Source organism: Meiothermus luteus (assembly GCF_003574085.1).
Lineage (GTDB): Bacteria > Deinococcota > Deinococci > Deinococcales > Thermaceae > Meiothermus > Meiothermus luteus.
The window spans coordinates 1-12,544 of sequence record NZ_QWKZ01000078.1 but is presented as its reverse complement, the minus strand read 5'-3'; the positions used below and the strand labels follow the sequence as shown (position 1 = coordinate 12,544).

Sequence of the window (12,544 nt, the reverse complement as noted above, 5' to 3'; positions counted from 1 at the left end):
AGGGGGCGGGGGCTCGGCCTTCACCAGCTCACCCCTTAGCCTGTAGGCGGGCTTGGTGATTACCTGTCCGCCCACCCGCACCCGTCCCGCAGCAATCCACTCCTGCGCCTTGGCCCGGGAAATGTTGGCCTGATGGGCCAGGGCCTGGTCAAGCCGCACGCCGCTTAGGGAAAAGCGCACCATCTACACCCGGCGAAAAAGCAGGGTGGCGTTCATTCCCCCAAAGGCGAAGGAGTTGGAGAGGGCGTACTCCACCTTTTGCTCCCGAGGGGTGTGTGGGATGTAGTCCAGGTCAAGCTCGGGGTCGGGGTCGTCCAGGTTGATGGTGGGGGGTAGGATACCCGAAGCCAAGGCCTGCACGGTGGCGATGGCCTCAATGGCCCCGGCCGCGCCCAGCAGATGCCCAATCATGCTTTTGGTAGAGGAGACCGCCAACCGGTAGGCGTGTTCGCCAAAGACCTGCTTGATGGCCAGGGTTTCGGCCCGGTCGCCGATGGGGGTGGAGGTACCGTGGGCGTTGATGTAGCCCACCTGCTCAGGTGCGGCCTTGGCGTCCTTGAGGGCGGCCTGCATGGCCAGGGCCGCGCCTTTACCTTCGGGGTGGGGCTCGGTGATGTGGTGGGCGTCGCAGCTTCGGCCAAAGCCCACCACCTCGGCGTAGATTCTAGCGCCCCGGGCCTTGGCTCGCTCGTACTCCTCCAGCACCAGCACCGCGGCCCCCTCAGAGAGCACGAAGCCATCCCGGCTTTTGCTGAAGGGGCGGCTGGCCTTTTCGGGCTCGTCGTTGCGGGTGGAGAGGGCCCGCATCACCCCGAAGCTGCCGATGGCCATTTCGGCCACCGGGGCCTCGGTGCCGCCGGTAAGCATGATGTCGGCCTCGCCGAGCTGCACCACCCGAAAAGCGTTGCCAATGGCATCCGAGCCGGTGGCGCAGGCGGTGACCACGGTGGAGGAGGGGCCCATGAAGCCGTACCGCATGGCGAGCTGGGCTGAGGCCATGTTGGCGATCATCATGGGGATGAAGAAGGGCGAAAGGCGGGTGCCCCCCTTTTCAAAGAGCACCCGGCTTTGTTCTTGCCAGGTAATCATCCCCCCGATGCCCGTGCCAATGAGGGTGCCGATGCGGGTGGGGTCTTCTTTTTCCAGCTCGAGCCCCGCGTCCTCCAGGGCTAGCTGCCCAGCGATGAGGGCGAGCTGGGTAAATCGGTCAAGACGCCGAAGCTCCCGCTTTTCTATGTACTGCTCTGGGTTAACGTCCACCTCTCCTGCGATTTGGACAGGATAGCTGCTGGCATCGAACTGGGTGATGCGCCGGATGCCCGACCTTCCCGCAAGCTGGGCCTTGTGGAAGGCTTCGGCTCCAACGCCATTGGGGGCCACCGGCCCGATTCCCGTGACAACCACGCGACGCATAAGGGCCATTATAGAGCACCCGTCACGGGGCTCGCGAACCCCGCTTGGCCCGCAGGGCTCCCTCCAGAACGGTCAGGGCGATGCCCAGCATCAAACAGACATCCCCGGGGCTGATGACGTTGGTGTAGCCCAGCAGGCGTACCGGTATGATATCGGCGAGGAAGCCCAGGCGGGTGCTTTCGTCCATCAAGGTGTGCACTGCGTCGTAGCGGGCTTGTAGCCTGGGCGCTAAGGCTTCTAAGCCTGCCTGCTCGAGCGCCGCTGGGTCTACCGGCATGTGCCCCCCATTGGCAAAGATGACCAGCGCGTTGCTGGCCAAGACCCTGGTGGTGGGCCTGGTGGGGTATGGCCTTTGGCCCTCCCGCCACCTCCGGGGTGAAAAAGCCCCGGGCGGTCCCCAGGGCCAGCCCACCTTCCAAAAGGGCCGCCAGCACAAAGGCCCAAGGGGCCTTTAGCTCTATGTTTCCGATGTCGCGGAGGCTTGCTTGGAGGGCGAGGGCGAGGGCAACGCCAACGGCTGCACTGATAAGGTAGAGCGTCGTAGGAACACCTCCCGGTCTTTCCAGATGGGGTTTTCCGCCCAAGCCGCCTCGAAGGCTTGGACCACCTGCGGGTCAAACTGCTGGCCCGCCAGCATTATTATCTCATTGAGGGCCTGTTCTGGGGTTTTGGCCGGGCTGTAGGCCCGGCCCGCGGTCATGGCCTCGTAGGCGTCGGCCACCGCCACGATGCGCGCCCAAAGGGGAGTTTGCTCGCCCTCCAGCCCCATGGGGTACCCGGTGCCGTCCCAGCGTTCGTGGTGGTATAGGATAACCCCCTGCACCTCCCGGGGGAGGTGCCTCATCATCGGCTTGAGCAGCTCTAAGCCTTTTTCGGGGTGCTTCTTGATGAGCTGGAACTCCTCGGGGGTGAGCTTGCTGGGCTTGAGCAGGGCCGAGTCGGGAATAGCCACCTTTCCAATGTCGTGTAGGCGGGCTGCGTAGGTAATGCGCTTGACGTCCTGCTCGTCTAGACCCAGCTTTTTGGCCAGACTTTGGGCGATGGCCGCCACCCGCTCGGAGTGCATCCGGGTAAAGGGGTCTTTGGCGTCCAGCGTGGCTATGAGAACCTGAATCGTCTCGTCGAAGGACTCCTCCAGCCTGACCTTCTCGTCCCAGTAGTAGCGCGAGAAGTAGAGCAGCAGCATCATGAACAGCACGGTAAACCCGCCCCACCCCCCCACCAGGGGGGTCTGGTAGGCCTTGGCCAGGAGCAGCCCCACCGGCGCTTGCACCAGGTAGCTCACCCAGAGCCAGCTAAAGTTCTCGAGCCAGACCTTGCGCAGGCCGGTTCCGGTGGAAAGGTGAATGACGTAGGTGACGGAAAAGACGTTGACCACAAAGTAGGCCAGCGAGGCCGCCAGGATGCCCACAAAGTCCAGGGCGGCGGGCGGGAGCGCCAGCGTCTGGCCATACGAGTGCACCCACCCCCAGGCCAGCCCGGCGCTGCCGGTGGCCAGCGCAGACTGGGTGCGGTTGAATACTTCCTTGTACCAGGGATAGCTGCTTTTGCCGATGTCTTTGTTGAAGAGAAATGCGAATACTAGGATGGTCGCAAGCCAGGCCGGAAACAGCGTCACCAAGGCTAGGGCGACAATGAAGCTATGCGACATGGAAGCGTTGAGCGGGAGTCTGATGGCAGTTCGTTTGGCCCAAAAGACCAGGGCCGCCCAGAAGATCACATCCAGCACCCCAAAGGGGTGGCTGTTGGGGTTGGGCACCTGGGCAAGCACATAGAGCAGCCCCACCAGGCCCAGAAACAGGCCAAGGATAAACACCAGGGCTTTAGGGGGAGGGAGCGCAAGTCCACGGGGCACGGCTTTAGTCTAGGGCAGCCCACAAAAAGAGCGGGTGCGGATTGCACACCCGCACCCGCCGAAGCGTTACGTTTTTTACTGCCAGCTCGCGTCCGCGCCGGCGGCCATGGCCAGGGCAACGAGGGCGGCAACCAGGGTCAGGATCTTGAAAGCGAGCTTCTTCATAGTTTCTCCCTCCTAGACGGTGTGGAAGCGCTTTTGGTTTGGACTTCCAACCTTGGGGAAGACAATAAAGCACCCCCCCCTGCTGGGTCAAGCCACAGAGGCAAAAAACTACACCAGATTCAGAATGTAGCGAAAATACAATGCGCCCTAGTTGTGTGCCTGCCCCTGGGGCAGGACAACCCTAGCTTAGGGGCCCCTTGGGGGGGAGGTGGTGATATTTGAACAAGGGGGAGGGGGTGGAGCGTTACGTGGTGGGTTAGGGCAGGGGTACCCGGTAGGCGGTCCCCTCTAGGGTGAGCTCGAGCCCGCAGCCTTCTTCTAGGGCAATCTGGAAGGGAAGGTTGGGCGCTATTTCCTTTTGGAGCTCGCTCCCATCGGGTTTTTTAAGGGTGATGCGGGCTGGGCTCCCCAGCGCTTGGGCGTCCTCTGGCCTCAAAAGGCGGCCCAATAAAACTCGCTGGTTTCCCTCGAGCCAAGAGCTCAAGTCCAGGTAGCAGTCGGCCACCTGGTAGAGCCGGCTCCACTCCGAAGGGGTGGTGGGACGGGCCTTGCCTCGCGGCATCTTTTCTGAGGTGAGGATAAGAACGGCTTGTTTTTTCATGGCGCCCCGTCTTTTCAAAGCGTCCGCAAAAGATTGTACCGGAATTCCTCAGCCAGGTGCACTAGGCTTTGGCTTGCCATCGGCTAAACGCACATTATAAGCTGAAAAACGGAGTGTCCAAAACCAGTATGCCGAAGGGGACGCCGGGGCAGTATTTTTTGAGCAAGGGGGTAGCACCAGATGCTCTGACCGAACGCCTCGAGCAGCTTTTGCCGCTAGAGCGGGAGGTTATTATAGCCCGGGCCCTTGGAGAGACCCTGCGTCAAATCGGTGGGCGCCACGGCCTGACCGCCGAGGGGGTGCGCCAGGTGGAGCGGCGGGCTCTGGATAAGTTGCGGGGCGGGTCTCTTCGCGATGGGGTTGAGGGAGAGCGTTTTCGTCAGGCGGTGGAACAAAGGCTGGGGAGGCCGCTGGAGCAGGTGTTGCGCCGGCTGCCCAGCCCGCAAGCCCGGCTGGTGCTGGCCTATGCTCGGGGCGAGCCGGTGTTCTCGCTGGCCTCTAGGCTGGGGCTTAGCCTTTGTGAGGCCCTGGCCTTGCGGGACCAGGGGGTTGCCCGCCTCTTGGGTGAGGAGCGGGGTTCACGGGCAGGGCGCTGGATCGAACTTAAGGCCATGGTGGTGGCCGCTTTGGCCCAGCGGCCGTTGACCTACGGGGAGTTGGAACGGCTTTTCCCCATGTCCCGCCGCCGGCTTACCCGGTTGATGCAGGAGCTGGTGGCGGAGGGGCGGGCCGAGGTTGGCGATGACTACCCTTTCCGCTTTATGCTCCCGGCTGGGGGTGCCGGCTATAAGGAAGGCCAGACCAGCACCTCTTGACCCACCCGCAGGTTGTAGAAGAACAGGGCGTCGGAGGAGAGGAGGAGCCGGGGCCCCAGATTGCCCTTGGGTTCCACCGGGAGCCGCAGGGTACGGCCTTCGGTCCGTACCTCAACCTCGCTGAAAGGGCCGTAGTGGCCCCGCCAGGCCCGCAGGAGCTGGGCATCTAGGCGGGCGTGAAGAGAACCCTCCAACCGGTCTATGGTGAGGCGCGCCGGGTGGGGGGTGCGGGGGGTAATGCGCACCAGCCCCAACCGGGCCAGCCGACCAACGCTACGCTCAACTGCCTCGCTGGGGATGCCACTTCTGGCTACAAGCTCAAAGAGACTTACAGGGGCGCTTAGGTGGGGCAGCAGCTCGAGCTCTTCGGGAGAAAGGGTGAGGTGGGTGACCCCTTCAGCGCTGGTGAGCCCCACCAGGTCAAAGGGGCTTAGGTTGGGCTGGGCGTCCATGAACCGGATGGCCTCGAGCAGGTAGTTTTCCAAAGGGCCCTCCAGGCTCGAGCGAGGGGCCCGCTCGCCGGGCAGGTAGCGGAACTTGCCCTCCTTTAGGGCCAGAATCTGGAACAGCCCCTCACGTCCGACCTGGCCCCGGTACTGGGCGTGTACGGGCTGGCCCTGCTCGAGATAGACCTCACCCCCTGGAACCCTAAACACCCCGGTCTGCCGGGCCTGGGCCAGAAGCTGAAGAATCTCTATCGGCCCCAACAGCTCAAAGGTGCCCTCCATACCCAACAGGATAGCCTCTGGCCGTTCCCTCAGCGCCCCTTTAGAGGGGCTATGGGGACTGCGCATCGCTGGGGTCGGGCGGCCTGTTTTGTTTGGTGGCTCGAGCGCCTCTCCTTGGCGGTGGCCCTGCGCTTTGAGCCCCCACCACGGCCCGCCCAGGTGCGCTTTGGCGAGAGGCCGGGGGCGTTGTTGCGGTTGGATACCCCTTACTACCCGGCCAGGGCCAAGTGGGGCTATGTCTTCATCCCTCTAGATTGCTACTTTGAGCAGGCCGAAGCGGTTCTCAAGAGGGTGTGAGCGGCTGCGTTTCAACGGGCGTGAACCCGGGTTTAATCCTTGAGGAGCGAGGCCGGGCTTGCTAGTTTTGGCTTTAGGTGAGCTCGGTATGCGCTCCTTTTGGCCTGCGCTGCTCTTGCTCCTGGCAGCTTGCCAGGTGAGCCCGGCTCTGCCGCCCAACACCGGCTACTGGTCGGATGCCCGCTTTTGGGCCGGTCTGGGCCTGAGTAAGCCCCAGGAGGGGCAGGATGTGACCATCCCGGCCGGCGTTCGGGTCATCCTAGATGAGAGCCCACCCCCGCTTGGGGGGGTTACTGTGCTGGGCGAGCTCGAGTTCGCCCGAAAGGACCTCAGCCTCACGGTGCGGTACCTGATGGTGCACGGTCCTGGGGCCCTGCGAATTGGCTCCGAAGAAGCCCCCTTTACCCACCGCGCGGTCATCACCCTAAGCGGCCCGCCCAGCGATGAGGACGTGATGCTGGGAATGGGCACCAAATTCCTGGGGGCCATGATGGGGGGACGGCTGGAGATAATCGGCGAGAACCGGGTGGCCTGGACCAAGCTGGCCCAGACGGCGCCCGCTGGGACCACCCAGATTCGCCTGGTGGAGCCGGTGGACTGGCGGGTGGGGGAGGAGGTTGTGATTGCCTCCACCGCACTTGACCCGCACCAGGCCGAGGTGCGCACCATCCGGGCGGTCCAGGGTACCCTAGTCACCTTGGACAGGCCGCTGGCCTACGGGCACTTCGGCGAGCTCCAGACCTTTGCCGGCCGGGTGTTGGACGAGCGGGCCGAGGTGGGGTTACTCTCCCGCAACATCGTGATTCAAGGCGATGATAACCAGGCTGAAGGCTTTGGCGGGCATGTGATGGTGATGGGGGCCAGCCCCTCCCGCCGGGAGACCAACCCTGCCCTGCGCAGCCACGCCCGGGTGCGGGGGGTAGAGTTTCGTCGTCTGGGGCAGTTCAACCGCTTGGCCCGCTACCCCTTCCACTGGCATTACAACGGCGACTCGAGCGGGGACTACCTGGAGAACTCCAGCTTCCACAGCAACTTCCAGCGGGGCATCGTGGTGCACAGCACCGACAACGTTCTCGTCAGGAACAACGTGTTGTATGGCACCCTGGGCCACAGCGTCATGACCGAGGACGGCAGCGAACAGGGCAACCGCTTTGAGCGCAACCTGGTGGTGCTGACCCGGGCCTTCCCCTACCTTCCCAGCAATCCCATTCAGGAAGCTCAGAACGACCATAAAGCCGCTTCCTTCTGGATCAAAGGCCCCAGCAACGCCTTCGTGGGCAATGCGGCGGCGGGAGGCGAATTCACTGCCTTCTGGTTTGACAACGTGGGGGCGGTGGACGCAAGCCGCTTTGAGTTCCGCGACAACGTGATCCACTCCTATCTGCTGGGCAAGGCCATCGGGGCGCCGGGTAACACGGGCGACCTAGGGGCCTTGTGGATTACCGGCGACCGGGCCGCGCCGCGAGTCCACGGGCCTTTCTTGCTCCAGGGCCTGACCATCTACAAGACCCGCTCGGCCCTTTGGGCCAATCCGGTAGGCGATCCAGCAGGAGAAGTGCAAATGGAGGTGCGGGACGCTGTTTTGGCCGACAATGGGGTGGCCATTGGCAGCCACGGCATCCGCGACTCCCTCATCGTGGGGAAGAGCGCCAATCTGGATGCCGAGGGGGAGATAGGCCGCCTGGGGGTGCAGGAGTACGGGGGCACCACCACCTTGGAAAACGTCACCTTTGTCAACTTTGGCCCGGGCACCAGCGCCATCGCTACCCGCAATTGCTTCCGTGAGGGGCCCAATATGGTGGTGGAAGGCCTCCGTTGGGTGGACGCCCAGTTCAGCCTGTGCAACGGGAGCAGCGACCTGTCCATCCTAGACCGGGATGGCAGCCTGAGCGGGACTGGAAGGATGGGCGTGGTGGTTCCGGCCGCCCCCGGTTCTCAGGCCATGTATACCCAGGCGTGTACCCTAATTGCAGGGGTCAACGCCCGTGTCTGCCCTGTGTGGGAATACTTCAATCTGCTGCTCGAGACCGACCGCTTTTTCCGCAGCTACGCCCCAGACGCCCCTAACCTGCTTCGCGACGACGGGGTGGTGCAAAGCGGCAGCGACATCAGCAATCCCCCCTTCTACTGGACGCTCATAGAAGGCCAGCGCTATACCCTTCAGACCGACCTGACCCGCTGGCAGTACGTGCGCTTGCGGCTTTACCCCAAGTACAAGAATTATGATGGGGTTCCCCGAGCCGCGGTGGTGGTCCTGCCCAGCAGCACCCCGGCCTTCACCGTGTACCGATGCGCCCTGGAGCTCCAGCGGCCAGGCACCCAGTGCGCGGAGAAAACTGAGCTGGCCCCTTTGGGGGGCCTTGCTGAGCTGGAGAGCGCCTCCCAGCCCGCCTACCATTACGACGCGGCTGCCGGGCGTATCTACCTCAAGCTCTTTACCCATACCTCCTTGCTGGTGCAGCGATAAAAAAGCCCCCCCAAACGGGGGGGCAAAGGGCGCGGGGGCTTACTGCCGGGCCGCGGGCGGGGCGAACTGGATGACCCGCAGAACCTCGCCGGGGTACTTGGCCTCCTTGAGGCCCACCACGTAGTAGTCGGAGAGCTTGCGGTCGCCCTTGCTGTCAAACTCAATGCGCCCGGTCAGGCCGTCCATCTTGACCTCGCGCACCGCGCGGGCCACCTGCTCCCGGGTAGGCTTGCGGCCGTTGTTGGCCTTGATGGCTGCCTCCAGGGCGTTGATGATTACGTTGGCTGCATCAAAGGCGTAGACCGCGTAGGCTTCGGGGTCCTTGCCAAACTTGGCCTTGTAGCGCTGGGCGAAGGCCGCAGCCTTGGGCAGGGTGCTGATGGGGCCGGCGGTGGTGGTGTAGATGACCCCTTTGGAGGCGCTGCCGGCGATCCTCACCAGGTCGGAGGAGTCCAGGCCGTCGCCGCCCATGAAGGTGGCGGTGATGCCGCGCTCGCGCATCTGCTTAATCAAAACGCCCCCTTTGTCGTAGATGCCGCCGTAGTAGACCAGGTCGGGACGCTGGGCCCGCATCTGGAGGATGAGGGGTTGGAAGTTGGAGGCCTCCTCGGTGCCCACCAAGGCAACCACCTGGGCCCCCAGCTCCCGGGCACGGGCGGCGAAGGCCTCCGCCAAGCCCTGGCCGTAGGGGGTTTTGTCGTGGATTACGAAGAGCCGCTGCTTGCGCAGCACCCGCACCGCGTACTCGGCGCCCACCGGGCCCTGCACATCGTCACGGCCACAGATGCGGTTTACGTTCAGGTAGCCGCGGTCGGTAACGCGGGGGTTGGTGTTGGCCGGGGAAACCATCACCAGGTTGGTGTCCTTGTAGATCTCGGAGGCCGGGATAGCCACGCCCGAGTTCAGGTGGCCCACGATGCCCAAAAGGTCGGGGTCGTTGACGATGCGCCGGGCCACCGCCACCCCTACATCAGGGGAGGCCTGGTCGTCTTGGGGAGCAAACTGGAGCTGGAAGCCGAGCTGCTGGAAGCGGGCCTGGGCGTCCTCAATGGCCATCTGAGCCCCTTGGGCGATGGCGGTCCCCAAGGCCGACTGGGGACCCGAGAGGGGCGAAACCGAGGCGATCTTAATCACGTTTGACTGGGCGCTGGCTACACCCAAGGCCAAAGCCCCCAGCGCAAGGATCGCGATTTTCCTCATACCGATTCCTCCTAAAAAGGTCTTCTTTAGCCAAGCACGGCTGGCCTATTCTAACCAACCCATCCCGAGGGGTGTCAATCCTTGGGGTGTAGGTTGGTCTGTTCCAGCCAATACTGAGGGTACACCATTTTCCCAGGGCTGCAAGAACCTTAAGGTTGATCCTCTATCCGCCAGACCTTCCCGCTGAGGAGGTTTACCAGGTACAGCTCGCCCTGCTCGTCCTCGCCAAACGAGGCCAGGCCGGTCCCAAGAGAGGGCAGCTCGGTTTTGCGCTGCCAGGCGCCGTTTACCTGGCGCAGGCTCCAGAGGTGCCCGGTGCCGAAGTCGGTGAAGAAGTAGCGGCCCCGCATCCGGGGGAAGCGTTCACCGCGGTAGACGTACCCTCCGGTGACGGAGTAGCCATCGCCCCGGCCGTAGGCGTGGACGGGTGGGGTCAGGCTGGGGTGGTTGCAGCCAGGGGAAATGCTGTTGTCGTTGCAGCGGGTGCCTTCCATGATCCTCCAGCCGTAGTTGAGCCCCTTGCCGCCCTTGGGGCCCAGGCTGACTTCTTCCATCGCCCCTTCTCCCACATCCCCTAACCAGAGGTCGCCCGTAGCCCGGTCAAAGCTAGCCCGCCAAGGGTTCCTGAGGCCGTAGGCCCAGATTTCCGAAACCCTTCCGCCTAGGGTGGGGTTGTCGGAGGGGATCCGGTAGTTGCGTCCCGATTCAGTGGCGTTTACGTCTATGCGCACCACCTTGCCGAGCAGGTGCCGGTTGCCGCTTTGGGCTTCTAGGCGCTGGGCGTGGTTCTGGGGGTCGCCTCCTGAGCCCCCGTCGCCCAAGGGGATGTAGAGCATCCCGTCTGGCCCAAACCCCAGCCAGCCTGCGTTGTGGTTGGCATAAGGCTGGTCTACGGTGAGCACCACCTGCTCGCTGTTGGGGTCGGCCACCTTGGTGCTCCGGTTCATGGTGTAGCGGGCGATTATGGTGTCGCCTGCGGTGTTGGTGTAGTTGACGTAAAGGTAGCCGTTGTTGCGGAAGTTGGGGTGGAAGGCCAGGCCCAAAAGGCCCTGTTCGCTCCCCGTGGAGATTTTTCCGGAGAGGTCCAGCACCGCTTGGCTCCGGAGGCTGCCCCCTTGGATGAGCCGGATGCGGCCCCCTTTCTCCACCACATAGAGGTCGCCGCTGCCGTCGCCGGCATGGGTCAGGTAGAGAGGCTGGCTCAGGCCGGAGGCTACCTCGAGCAGGCGGAGGTTGGGCTCGCCGGTGGGTGTGGGCGGGGTGGGCTCGGGAGCGGGGAGGGAGGAGTTGTTCTCCTGGCAGCCGGCCAAGGCGATTAGCAGAAGGGGAAAGATGTACCGCATAGGGCCTCCTACCTCTGAAACCCTACGGGGCTTGGCTGAGCCCCTTCTGAGGTAAGCCTCAAGGAGGCTGAAGCTTAGAATCGGGCTGTGCTGGTCTTGCCGCACCCGCACCTTCCCCTGCAGGCCTCAAAAGGGGCCGGGCTACGGGCCCGGGCCTTGCAGGCCTACCTGCTCGAGCTGCGGGCGGCCCTGCAGCCCTACGCTCCTATCCCTCCGGTCCACCTGCTGGTTTTGGACGAGCCGGACTGGAAAGCCCGGACCCGGCATCCCTACGGCTTTCCTTTTCAGCGCACCAGCCTGCGGGAGGGGCTTTATATCTTCGTGCCGGCCCGCTACCCCGAGCGCCTGCTCTGGCGGCTACGCGAGGCCCTGGTGCTGGCGGGCAAGCGGCTGGGCGAGCCTTTGGGCCAGGTGGAGGCTTTTTTGGACATCAACCTGGGGCACGAGTACGCCCACGCGGTGGCGGTGGCCTGGGGGTTGCGGGTGCGGGTGCGCTGGGTTGACGAGTTCCTAGCCAACTACCTCTTCCTGCTGGCCTTGCAGAAGGCCCGTCCGGAGCTGTACCCCGAGGCCAGACGGTGGGGACGCTGGCTGGCCGCTTTGGCCCCGAGCCAGCCCAGCCTGGGCAGCTATGAGGCGAGGGCCAGGACCCTGGCCGACCAGCTTTGGTTTCAGGGGCGCTTTACCACCGAGGCTGCAGACCTGGTGGAGGCCAGGGGCGATGAGCTGTTGCGGGGCTTACTGGCGGCGGCACCGCTCAGCCGGAGTACGGTTCACAGGCTTTTGGTGAGCCTCGAGCCCTCGCTGAGGGCGTGGTTTGCCGGTTTTGCCCCCAAGAGGCGGGGAGGGGTCTAAACGCCCTTGGCCTAAAGTAAGATTGGTGGAAGGTAGGATGCCGACCAATGGGAACCTGGGAGTCCTGGTGCGGCTGGCCTGGCGCAACCTCTGGCGGCAACGGCGGCGACCTGGGCCTGAGCGGCAGCCTGGGCGAGAGGGTGTGGACGCTCGAGGGTGGCTACGCGAGCCTTCCCCCCTCCTGTCCCTGGGCTCTTTCCTGGCCGGGCAGTGGGCCGTTCCCTTGGGAGAGGAGGCCCTTTGGAACCTGAAGCCTACCTTCTTCTGGATGGCCTAGTCCGGTCTATGCTCAGCACCCGCTACACCCAAAGCCGCCCCGACGCCGAGCTAAACCTCACACTCCACCTCCAGCTTGGCCCCACCCCCGCGCGGGGCTTTGGCCTGGGGGTGCGGGCCTTTCCCTAAATATCCCCTGGGGGTATAATGGCCCCAGTATGTACCGCTTTGCTCGTTGCCGGCGCAGATGGTTCGCTTGTGGGCTGCGGTGGGTTTCGCCTTGCAGGCTCATGCCCTGGGTGGGGGTTCTTCTCTTGGGATGGGCGGTGTATAGCCGATGAAGCTGACCCCAGATGCCTTGCTCCTGGGCCCCTTGGCCCTGAGCTGGTCCAACCTGGCCCTCGTTTTGGCCCCTCTGGGCTTCCTTTGGCTGGCTGCACGGCGGGGGTTGGAGGGCCAGGCTGGATGGGTGCTGCTGGCTACGCTTCTCCTTGCGCGGGCGGGTTACGCGGTTGCGCACCGCTCCGCTTGGTCCAGCCCGCTGGAGGCCCTGCTGGGGGGTTTGGACATCCGCAGCGGGGGTTGGGAC

The 12,544-nt window shown here is 64.2% G+C and carries 15 protein-coding genes and 1 pseudogene; 8 read left to right on the top strand and 8 right to left on the bottom strand.

Going from position 1 to position 12,544, the window contains the following annotated elements; translation table 11 throughout:
• The 3 genes from Mlute_RS11125 to Mlute_RS16165 all read right to left on the bottom strand — a co-directional run.
• On the bottom strand, window positions 1-183 hold a 183-nt coding region (locus tag Mlute_RS11125; RefSeq protein WP_281270865.1), incomplete at its 3' end, for a S4 domain-containing protein.
• A complete protein-coding gene (gene fabF, locus Mlute_RS11120) occupies window positions 184-1,413 on the bottom strand; it encodes a beta-ketoacyl-ACP synthase II (protein WP_119360713.1) in 1,230 nt (409 codons plus the stop codon).
• 22 nt (window positions 1,414-1,435) lie between these two features.
• Complete coding sequence (locus Mlute_RS16165; RefSeq protein ID WP_245958945.1) at window positions 1,436-1,690, bottom strand: DUF5317 family protein; 255 nt, start codon at window positions 1,688-1,690, stop codon at window positions 1,436-1,438.
• A 19-nt stretch (window positions 1,691-1,709) separates the two neighbouring features.
• Between Mlute_RS16165 and Mlute_RS16160 the strand changes: the two genes are divergently transcribed.
• Window positions 1,710-1,868, top strand: a complete 159-nt coding sequence (locus Mlute_RS16160) for a hypothetical protein (protein WP_245958944.1) — start codon at window positions 1,710-1,712, stop codon at window positions 1,866-1,868.
• Between the two features lie 2 nt (window positions 1,869-1,870).
• On the opposite strand, the gene Mlute_RS11110 is transcribed toward Mlute_RS16160, so the two are convergent.
• Together Mlute_RS11110 and Mlute_RS11105 are read right to left on the bottom strand one after the other, a co-directional pair.
• Window positions 1,871-3,268, bottom strand: coding sequence for an HD-GYP domain-containing protein (locus tag Mlute_RS11110; protein ID WP_119360712.1), 1,398 nt, complete (start codon window positions 3,266-3,268; stop codon window positions 1,871-1,873).
• Between the two features lie 421 nt (window positions 3,269-3,689).
• Window positions 3,690-4,034, bottom strand: a complete 345-nt coding sequence (locus Mlute_RS11105) for a hypothetical protein (RefSeq protein ID WP_119360711.1) — start codon at window positions 4,032-4,034, stop codon at window positions 3,690-3,692.
• Window positions 4,035-4,162: 128 nt separating this feature from the next.
• Between Mlute_RS11105 and Mlute_RS11100 the strand changes: the two genes are divergently transcribed.
• Window positions 4,163-4,849, top strand: a complete 687-nt coding sequence (locus tag Mlute_RS11100; RefSeq protein ID WP_119360710.1) for a sigma factor-like helix-turn-helix DNA-binding protein — start codon at window positions 4,163-4,165, stop codon at window positions 4,847-4,849.
• Here the strand turns inward: Mlute_RS11100 and Mlute_RS11095 are convergent.
• Complete coding sequence (locus tag Mlute_RS11095) at window positions 4,819-5,577, bottom strand: DUF4388 domain-containing protein (RefSeq protein ID WP_119360709.1); 759 nt, start codon at window positions 5,575-5,577, stop codon at window positions 4,819-4,821. The two genes, Mlute_RS11100 and Mlute_RS11095, sit on opposite strands and share 31 nt — an antisense overlap.
• A gap of 51 nt (window positions 5,578-5,628) precedes the next feature.
• Between Mlute_RS11095 and Mlute_RS11090 the strand changes: the two genes are divergently transcribed.
• Both Mlute_RS11090 and Mlute_RS11085 read left to right on the top strand, forming a co-directional pair.
• Window positions 5,629-5,874: a hypothetical protein gene (locus Mlute_RS11090; protein WP_119360708.1), complete on the top strand. Its 246-nt coding sequence runs from the start codon at window positions 5,629-5,631 to the stop codon at window positions 5,872-5,874.
• A gap of 88 nt (window positions 5,875-5,962) precedes the next feature.
• Window positions 5,963-8,341, top strand: a complete 2,379-nt coding sequence (locus Mlute_RS11085; protein ID WP_119360707.1) for a G8 domain-containing protein — start codon at window positions 5,963-5,965, stop codon at window positions 8,339-8,341.
• Between the two features lie 39 nt (window positions 8,342-8,380).
• Here the strand turns inward: Mlute_RS11085 and Mlute_RS11080 are convergent, their stop codons facing one another.
• Window positions 8,381-9,541, bottom strand: coding sequence for a branched-chain amino acid ABC transporter substrate-binding protein (locus tag Mlute_RS11080; RefSeq protein WP_119360706.1), 1,161 nt, complete (start codon window positions 9,539-9,541; stop codon window positions 8,381-8,383).
• Between the two features lie 149 nt (window positions 9,542-9,690).
• On the bottom strand, window positions 9,691-10,884 hold the full coding sequence (locus tag Mlute_RS11075) for a PQQ-dependent sugar dehydrogenase (RefSeq protein WP_119360714.1): 1,194 nt from the start codon (window positions 10,882-10,884) through the stop codon (window positions 9,691-9,693).
• An 87-nt stretch (window positions 10,885-10,971) separates the two neighbouring features.
• Between Mlute_RS11075 and Mlute_RS11070 the strand changes: the two genes are divergently transcribed.
• The 4 genes and pseudogenes from Mlute_RS11070 to Mlute_RS11060 form a co-directional block, all read left to right on the top strand.
• Window positions 10,972-11,739 carry a hypothetical protein gene (locus Mlute_RS11070; protein ID WP_119360705.1) on the top strand — a complete coding sequence of 256 codons (768 nt, stop codon included), beginning with the start codon at window positions 10,972-10,974 and terminating at the stop codon, window positions 11,737-11,739.
• Window positions 11,740-11,776: 37 nt separating this feature from the next.
• The gene (locus tag Mlute_RS11065; protein ID WP_119360704.1) at window positions 11,777-12,016 is read left to right on the top strand and encodes a hypothetical protein; all 240 of its coding nucleotides are present in this window, start codon (window positions 11,777-11,779) and stop codon (window positions 12,014-12,016) included.
• Entirely contained in the window at window positions 11,980-12,144 is a 165-nt protein-coding gene (locus Mlute_RS15855) for a hypothetical protein (protein WP_220452078.1), read from the top strand. The genes Mlute_RS11065 and Mlute_RS15855 overlap by 37 nt, the downstream gene beginning before the upstream one ends.
• A 148-nt stretch (window positions 12,145-12,292) precedes the next feature.
• A pseudogene (locus Mlute_RS11060) lies at window positions 12,293-12,544 on the top strand (TlpA family protein disulfide reductase); the annotation flags it as partial.

Excerpts from the sequence above, each read along its gene's own strand:
- Mlute_RS11065 (WP_119360704.1), top strand. The coding sequence starts at position 11,777 with ATGCCGACCAATGGGAACCTGGGAGTCCTGGTGCGGCTGGCCTGGCGC.
- Mlute_RS11100 (WP_119360710.1), top strand. The coding sequence starts at position 4,163 with ATGCCGAAGGGGACGCCGGGGCAGTATTTTTTGAGCAAGGGGGTAGCA.
- Mlute_RS16165 (WP_245958945.1), bottom strand. The coding sequence starts at position 1,690 with ATGCCGGTAGACCCAGCGGCGCTCGAGCAGGCAGGCTTAGAAGCCTTA.
- Mlute_RS11075 (WP_119360714.1), bottom strand. The coding sequence starts at position 10,884 with ATGCGGTACATCTTTCCCCTTCTGCTAATCGCCTTGGCCGGCTGCCAG.
- Mlute_RS11080 (WP_119360706.1), bottom strand. The coding sequence starts at position 9,541 with ATGAGGAAAATCGCGATCCTTGCGCTGGGGGCTTTGGCCTTGGGTGTA.
- Mlute_RS11105 (WP_119360711.1), bottom strand. The coding sequence starts at position 4,034 with ATGAAAAAACAAGCCGTTCTTATCCTCACCTCAGAAAAGATGCCGCGA.
- Mlute_RS11095 (WP_119360709.1), bottom strand. The coding sequence starts at position 5,577 with ATGGAGGGCACCTTTGAGCTGTTGGGGCCGATAGAGATTCTTCAGCTT.
- Mlute_RS11085 (WP_119360707.1), top strand. The coding sequence starts at position 5,963 with ATGCGCTCCTTTTGGCCTGCGCTGCTCTTGCTCCTGGCAGCTTGCCAG.
- Mlute_RS11090 (WP_119360708.1), top strand. The coding sequence starts at position 5,629 with ATGGGGACTGCGCATCGCTGGGGTCGGGCGGCCTGTTTTGTTTGGTGG.
- Mlute_RS16160 (WP_245958944.1), top strand. The coding sequence starts at position 1,710 with ATGACCAGCGCGTTGCTGGCCAAGACCCTGGTGGTGGGCCTGGTGGGG.
- fabF (WP_119360713.1), bottom strand. The coding sequence starts at position 1,413 with ATGCGTCGCGTGGTTGTCACGGGAATCGGGCCGGTGGCCCCCAATGGC.